Genomic DNA, 6360 nt, shown 5'->3' with positions numbered 1-6360 from the left:
GCCCCCCGGGTTTCTATTTCATGTGCTGTGTGGGTGTCCCCCCGGCTCGGTGGCACGGCCACATGGCCCCCCACACCTGTAACTTTCCCACAACCCCTGGCTGTTGCCCGATCAGCAGACACGTACAGGTCTGATCAGGTCTTCGTGTTGGTCAGGTGAGGACCGATGTAGCCCACGATCACCTGGCTGGTGACACCCTTCGTGTCGTCCAGGAAGTAGACCCTCGGAGAGGTGCTGCCCTTGGAGTCGATCTTCAGGTGAGCCTGCATCTCCTTACGTCCCGACGGATCGACCTCGATGGGGACCGCGAAGATCCGTTCTTCACCCCACTTGTTCATCGTCGTCTCGGACTCCGCCGGGGCGTACTGCTTGTGCGGCCAGTTCACCGCCCCGGGGCGGTCCGAGGTGCAGTGCTGGTAGAAGCCGCCGTTGCTGCACACCGTGCTGCGGCGCCGGGCGGCCGGCGAGTCCGTCGAGCAGATCCGCCCCGACCTGATCATCCCCACCGGCAAGCGCAAGGGCCACAACCCCGGCCTGGCCAGCATCTACCGGGCGCTCGCCGAGCACGAGAAGCGCCAGGCGTACCCCGAAGCCGTCGCCCAGGCCCAGGCTGACTTCGCCGCCCTCCAGACCAACTGACGGCGGATCGGCCTACAAGATCATCTCAATGTGGGTTTCGCAGGCACCTTGGCCGGACCCCGCATACTCCTTGTGGACGCCGTTCTCGGTGACGCCCTCGGTGTCCAGGTAGAACACCTTCAGGCCGAGCTGTCGGGCGCGGCGCTGGACGTCGCGTCGGTCGGCGTGCAGGCCGATCACCAGCAGGGCCCGCGCGCCGTCCGGGTAGTGCATGTGCGGGGTGCGCTGGTCGTAGCGGCGCATGAACGCCTCGGGGATCCCGGTGCGGGCGAAGAGGCGGTCGAAGTTGTGGGTGGCGAGGGGGCCGACCGCGTGGCCCGCGTCGTAGAGCGCCTTCAGGACCCGGTGCGCGTCGGTCGGCTCGGCCTGGAACAGGGCGCGGAACATCGACACCATGTCGCCGATCTTGCGCTCGGTGTCGGTCAGCATCTCCTGGATCATGATGTCCTGGCCGGGGGCCATGGTGAAGCGGTAGCCCTGGGTGAGGTCGTTGCCGCGCCGCTCGGTGACCCGGTAGACCTCGTGCAGCCAGTGCAGCGGCTGCACTCCGGCCTCGATGCTGGTGCCGCACCCGGCCTCCACCACGAACGGCAGGTGTTCCAGCAGGCCGGACAGGTCGTCGGCGTACTCGGGGACGCCGCGCTGCTCCTTGACGCGCATCCCGCCGGCCAGGACGTCCCAGGGCAGGTTCCGGGAGGCCCGGGGCAGGGCGTAGTCCACGGACTGGATCGTGACGTCGATCGAGGCGAACCCGGCGGGGGTGTCGCGGCCGGCCCGCTCGTCCTGCGGGTGGACGTCGTGCTCGGTGATGGTGGCGTACAGGTCGCCGCGGCGCCAGCGCGGGTCCGTGCCGTCCCCGGCCCGCCACCGGCCCTCGGCGAGCCAGCGCTGCAGGTCGGCCCGGTGAGTGGCGATCTCGGCGGTCGGGGCGAGCCAGGAGACGGCCAGGTACAGCTCGGCGAGGACCAGGCGGTCCATCGGCTGGGTCTGGTCGAGGTCGTGGTGGAGGCGGTGGTGGACGACGCGGCGGCGCCCGTCCTCGTCCTCGCTCCAGCCGGACTGCTCGGCGTTGCGCGGGTCCTGGGTGCGGCGCCAGATGCCCTCCTCGATGGAGGGGCGGCGCCCGCCCGGCTCCGGCGAGAAGTGCGCCTGCCACGCGCTGGACTTGCTACGAGTCCACGGACCGTGACGAAGGGGTGCTACCGCGGCTGCTACGAAGGCCTGCCGCAGCATCAGGTACGTAGAATCGTCGCGGCCTGTGTGCCGGTGATTGGGGGAACGGTGGGGAAAGGACTGCATCGGATTCCGCAGTTGGGGGCGGGACGGCAGCCGGCCGGTGCGGCGCTGCTGGGGCTGTTGGACGACCCGAGGGCTCCACGGCTCTGTGTGGTGTCCGGGCCGCAGGGCAGCGGGAAGAGTCACCTGGTGAGCTGGCTGGCAGCAGCCTGCAGCGGACCCGGCACACCGGGCATACGACGGCCGGACGCGGCTGTGTCCTTGGCAGGACTAACGGCTGATGCGGTGGCCTGGCGACTTGCTGCTCGCCTCGGGGTGTGTGCCCGGAGCGGCGCGTCCCTCGCTCAGGCACTGGGGGCCGCGAGTCGGCCCAGACTGGTGTTCGCCTGGGACCTCGACCGCTCCGTTGAACCGGACTCGGTTGCGCAGGTACTGGTTGGCCTGCTGGACGTGCCAGGCCTGCGGATGGTGATCGAGGGATCCGCAGAGCAATTCGAGACCGCCCACGCTTCGGCAATCCTCTCGTTGGACGACCCCCGGTGGACCGACGCCGCGCGCTTCGCGGCATGGTACGAGAGGCGGCGAGGCGCCTCCCCGTTCACCGCGACGGACGTGTACCCCAGCCCCGGTGCAGCCCTGCTCGCGTCGAAGGTGCCGGAGGCCGCTGCGCCCGGTGCGGCCCATCAGGTGGAAGCATCCTGGTGGGCCGCGGTCCCGGCTGAGGTTCGTCCCGCCTTCGCGGCCCTTGCCGGTGCGGTGCAGCCGTTGACCCTGGTTCAGTGGTCGGCGGTGGCTGGCGATGCTACCGCGGCCGAAGCCGCACGGCTGCTGCCTCCGGACCGGGCCGGCAGCAGTACGTGGTGGCTCGCTCCTGGCAGGTTGCGGGAGACAGTGACAGCCGATGTTGCGCCGCTCGAAGCCGGGGCTCTTGCTCGTGCGCTCGCTACCGCCGTTCCCCGACTGCCCGGAGGTTCTCCGGATTTCGGCCATGCCGATCCGGGTTTGTTGGGTGTGGTGCTGTTGCATGCGGTCGAAGGCGGTTTTGCCGACCAGGTCCTCGACGACTTCGTCATGCTGGTGCAGGCCGATCCGGTGGCAGCGACGGCGGTGCTGGCCGCTCACCCGGAGCGCCGATCGGCTGCCGTCTGGCGTGCGGCCGGTCCGGCTCTGATTGATGAGTCGGATTCAGGTGTTCGGGCCGCCGTGCTGGGTGCCAGACTTTCCCGCGAGGCGCACGAGAGGGCGCCGGTTACGCCGGCGGGAGCCTGTGGCTGGACCGTTGACCAGGCGTACTGGTTGCCGAGCGGGCATGCCCCGATTGTTTCTGGTGCACTGACCCGGGGACCGGACGCCGGGTATGTCGTCCTGGTCACCGAGGAGGGATCGCTGCACGCTGTCGAGCTCTCCACCGGCCGACAGGCTCCTGTGCCAGCGGGCGCTCCTCCAGGTGCCGTGCGATCCCTGCAGGCGCTGGCGGACGGATCACTCATCGCGCTCGGAGCGGACGGTCGCCCACACGTCCTTGTCGGGTCTCCTCATCAGCAGATCTCCCCGCCGCGAGAGGGCGGGCGGATGACCGCGCTCGGGCCCCTCGGCAGTACGGGTGACAGCGATGGACAGGTGCACTGGGCTGGTGGAGGGGTGTCCGCGGTGCTCCACGACGGACCGGTCACCGCACTTGCTGCCGCAGTGACACACGGCCCGACCGGCGTCGTGGTGGTCAGCGGGGGAGTCGACGGATGCGTTCGATCGTGGGTTCCTGCCACGGGGGAGCAGGAGGAGGTCGATCGCCGGCCTCTGCCCGTCACCAGCGTTGCCGCCGAGCAGGGAGCCGACGGCCCGGTCCTGGCTGCGAGCTGGTCGGACGGCCTGGCGCGGATCCACCGGCCGCAGGACGCACGCACCCTCGACATCCGCCTGGGCTCGCCCGTGTGCTCGGTCCTGGTGGATTCGGAGGGAAGGATCCTCCTGGTGCTCCCGGAGGGAGTGGTCCGGATCCTCCCCGGCGCCGCGATCCTCGAGGGTCATGAACCTTCCGGGCCGGGCAGCCGCGACGCTGCGGGACCTCGGCCGCGCGACGCCGAGGACGCCCTTGTTCGGCTGGCATCAGGTGAGGGGAGCCCCACAGAGCTGTTGACGGCGCTGCTGGACGCCGAGTTGTTGGTGTGCCCCGATGCTGTCACCGGGGACCTGCTCGTAACCGCAGGGAGCAACGGAAGCCGGGGTGTGGACGCATGCACATCGTCGGAGCACGTGCCGAGGCACTGGGCCGAGCCGGTCCTGATGGCGGGTCGCGACCTGGCTGTGGCGCACCCTGCGGTGGACCTCCGTCTGAATCCTGCAAGCCCGCTGTCGCTCACCTTCCCCCTGCGCGACCTCGCGCAAGCCGCGGGTGCGGGTTGAGAGTTGTGCGGTGGCGCCCCCTTGCCGGGGGTGCCACCGCGGACGGCTCAGCGGACCGGCCGTCGGGTGTTCGCCGGAGGTGCTGGCGGCTCCCAGCCCTCGTGGGCAACGGCCTGAAGTTCGGCCACACTTGCGGCCTGCGCCCGTGAACCGGGAACGACCTGCCCGGACCACCCGCCACCGGTATCGGAAGCGAACTCGGCCAGAGCCGCGGACGGCGGAATTCCGCGGGCCTTTGCCTCGCGCAGTTTCATGACCCAGTACTTGCCGCCGTTCATCGAGATGGGACCGACAGCGCGCCGGCCCTCCCAGCCGGCAGCGTCATCGGCGTCACAAGCCCAGAGGTACCCGATGACTCCGTCGGTGGTGTTAGCGATCGCCACGTACTCCACGGCATGGGTGGTCCGAGGATTGTAGCTGACGGGGCCGCCCTCTACGCGCCTCAGTTGCATATCGTCTGCGAGAAGCCTGCTCTGCTGCGGCTCGCTCATGAGGTGGTTCCCTTCGTCGGGGGAAGGATCTCCCCGTAGATGTGCCATTTTCCGTCATCGCCCAATATGACATCATCGGCCCGCCACTGGACACCCCGTCCGAGCAGCATTTCGCGCTCGCCCATGCCGCCGCAGGCCGAGATGTGCTCCACCCACAACCCAGGTGTTCCCGCCGGGGCTTTCAGGTGGAGAACCGCCTCTTTGTGTTCGAATCCCTTTGCGGGACTGCCGAGCGATGTCGACAGGTAGGAGTCCTCAGTGTAGACATTTCCTGGCATTTCCAGAGGGCTCTCAGCTATGTGGTGCAGGTCGGTGCGACGGCGGAGCAGTACGTCCTCCGGAAGTGGTCGGGCGGCCAGGGCGCTGTCGATGTCCTTCACCCATTGCAAGACTTGCGGTGATGCGGTGGTGATCTCACCGCGGAGGTAGCCGTTGATCGGGGTGTAGGCGCTTCCGGTGTAGTCGACAACGGACTTGAACTCGTTCGGGGGCAGATTTGTTGCATAGTTGTTCCAATAGTCGTCCCCGTACTTCATGGCTTCGGCATCGTTGGAAAATGTCTTGATGCCCTCTGCGACCTTGGCTTCGGCCGCGGCCATTTGCTCGGCAACGGTCGGTAGCGCCGGCTCCCCACTGCTGCCGGACGGGGTGCCGCCGTCCTTGGCTGGCATGGAGTCGGGTTGTGGATTGCCTGAAGACCCGGGGGCGCCGTCGACACTGGGAGTATTCGGGGCCTCCCCGTGGGAGCTGTGTGGGGTGGCACTGGGCTCGCCACCGTGGCCAGTCGCAGGGCTCTCGTCCGGCTTGGCCGTCGGATGCGTGCCCTTTGGCTCCGGTGCCGGTGCCGGTTCATGGTGAGGCGCGGGCTGCGAAGCGGGCTCCGGCTTCGGATGTGGGGCAGGAGCAGGCTCGGGTGCGGGGTGGGGCGTCGGTGCCGGCCCCGGTGTCGGCTTCGAATGTGCCGGGGCCGGGGTTGGAGTAGGGACGGGCTCGGGTGCGGGGTGGTGCGGGGCGGGCTGCGTCTGGTGCGGGACCTGTGGTGCGGGTGCCGCTTTCGCGCCGTTCGCGGCGCTTGCCGATTCGGTTGCCGGGCTCTTGATGGTCCAGCCTTCGGGCAGACCTGCCGGGTTGGTCGGCGTCGGCACTGGAGCGGCCTTGGCGGCCTTCTCTGCAGCTTCCTTGGCAGCCTTCTCCGCAGCCTCTTTCGCCGCCTGTTCCCCGGCTTCCTTGGCAACATTCTTCGCAGCTGCGGTGGCGGCGGTCTTGGCGGCGGTACCTCCGCCTCCGCCTCCGCCGATGAGGTTGCCGACGAGCTTGCCGCCGGCCTCGGCGGGGTCGCTGCCCCAGCCGCTGCCGACGATGCCCTTGACCAGCTCGACGGGGTGGTCGCCCGCAGTGATCAGGCCGGCGAGGGTGGTGTTGACGGTCTCGACGTACTTGTGCGGGTGGGAGATGTTGTACGGGTCGTACGGGTTGAGGCTGCGGCCCAGCTTCATCATGTCCGTACCGGCCTGCAGCACTCCGCCCTCGAAGTGCAGCAGGGCGACGGGGGCGGCGCTCAGGCCGTCCGAGATGTCGGCCTTCAGCTGCT

6 protein-coding genes are annotated in these 6360 nt (G+C 69.2%); 2 read left to right on the top strand and 4 right to left on the bottom strand.

Going from position 1 to position 6360, the window contains the following annotated elements:
* Positions 1-134: 134 nt before the first annotated feature.
* Positions 135-440 (bottom strand): hypothetical protein, encoded by a 306-nt coding sequence (locus ACWEQL_RS40040; protein WP_452156164.1) that lies wholly within the window; start codon positions 438-440, stop codon positions 135-137.
* On the opposite strand from ACWEQL_RS40040, the gene ACWEQL_RS40035 reads away from it, so the two are divergent.
* On the top strand, positions 430-639 hold the full coding sequence (locus ACWEQL_RS40035) for a hypothetical protein (protein WP_452156162.1): 210 nt from the start codon (positions 430-432) through the stop codon (positions 637-639). The two genes, ACWEQL_RS40040 and ACWEQL_RS40035, sit on opposite strands and share 11 nt — an antisense overlap.
* 12 nt (positions 640-651) lie before the next feature.
* Here the strand turns inward: ACWEQL_RS40035 and ACWEQL_RS40030 are convergent, their stop codons facing one another.
* Entirely contained in the window at positions 652-1872 is a 1221-nt protein-coding gene (locus tag ACWEQL_RS40030; protein WP_452156160.1) for a hypothetical protein, read from the bottom strand.
* A 381-nt stretch (positions 1873-2253) separates the two neighbouring features.
* On the opposite strand from ACWEQL_RS40030, the gene ACWEQL_RS40025 reads away from it, so the two are divergent.
* The gene (locus ACWEQL_RS40025; protein WP_452156158.1) at positions 2254-4278 is read left to right on the top strand and encodes a hypothetical protein; all 2025 of its coding nucleotides are present in this window, start codon (positions 2254-2256) and stop codon (positions 4276-4278) included.
* A 47-nt stretch (positions 4279-4325) separates the two neighbouring features.
* Here the strand turns inward: ACWEQL_RS40025 and ACWEQL_RS40020 are convergent, their stop codons facing one another.
* Together ACWEQL_RS40020 and ACWEQL_RS40015 are read right to left on the bottom strand one after the other, a co-directional pair.
* Positions 4326-4769, bottom strand: coding sequence for a hypothetical protein (locus ACWEQL_RS40020; RefSeq protein WP_452156156.1), 444 nt, complete (start codon positions 4767-4769; stop codon positions 4326-4328).
* The coding region (locus ACWEQL_RS40015) for an ADP-ribosyltransferase (RefSeq protein ID WP_452156154.1) at positions 4766-6360 on the bottom strand (1595 nt) is incomplete at its 5' end. The genes ACWEQL_RS40015 and ACWEQL_RS40020, both read right to left, overlap by 4 nt.

It is taken from the genome of Kitasatospora sp. NPDC004240 (assembly GCF_053603215.1).
This window is presented reverse-complemented; position numbering and strand designations above follow the sequence as displayed.

What these genes read in the sequence shown, in the direction of transcription:
- ACWEQL_RS40030 (WP_452156160.1), bottom strand. Translation starts at nt 1,872, where the DNA reads ATGCTGCGGCAGGCCTTCGTAGCAGCCGCGGTAGCACCCCTTCGTCAC.
- ACWEQL_RS40020 (WP_452156156.1), bottom strand. Translation starts at nt 4,769, where the DNA reads ATGAGCGAGCCGCAGCAGAGCAGGCTTCTCGCAGACGATATGCAACTG.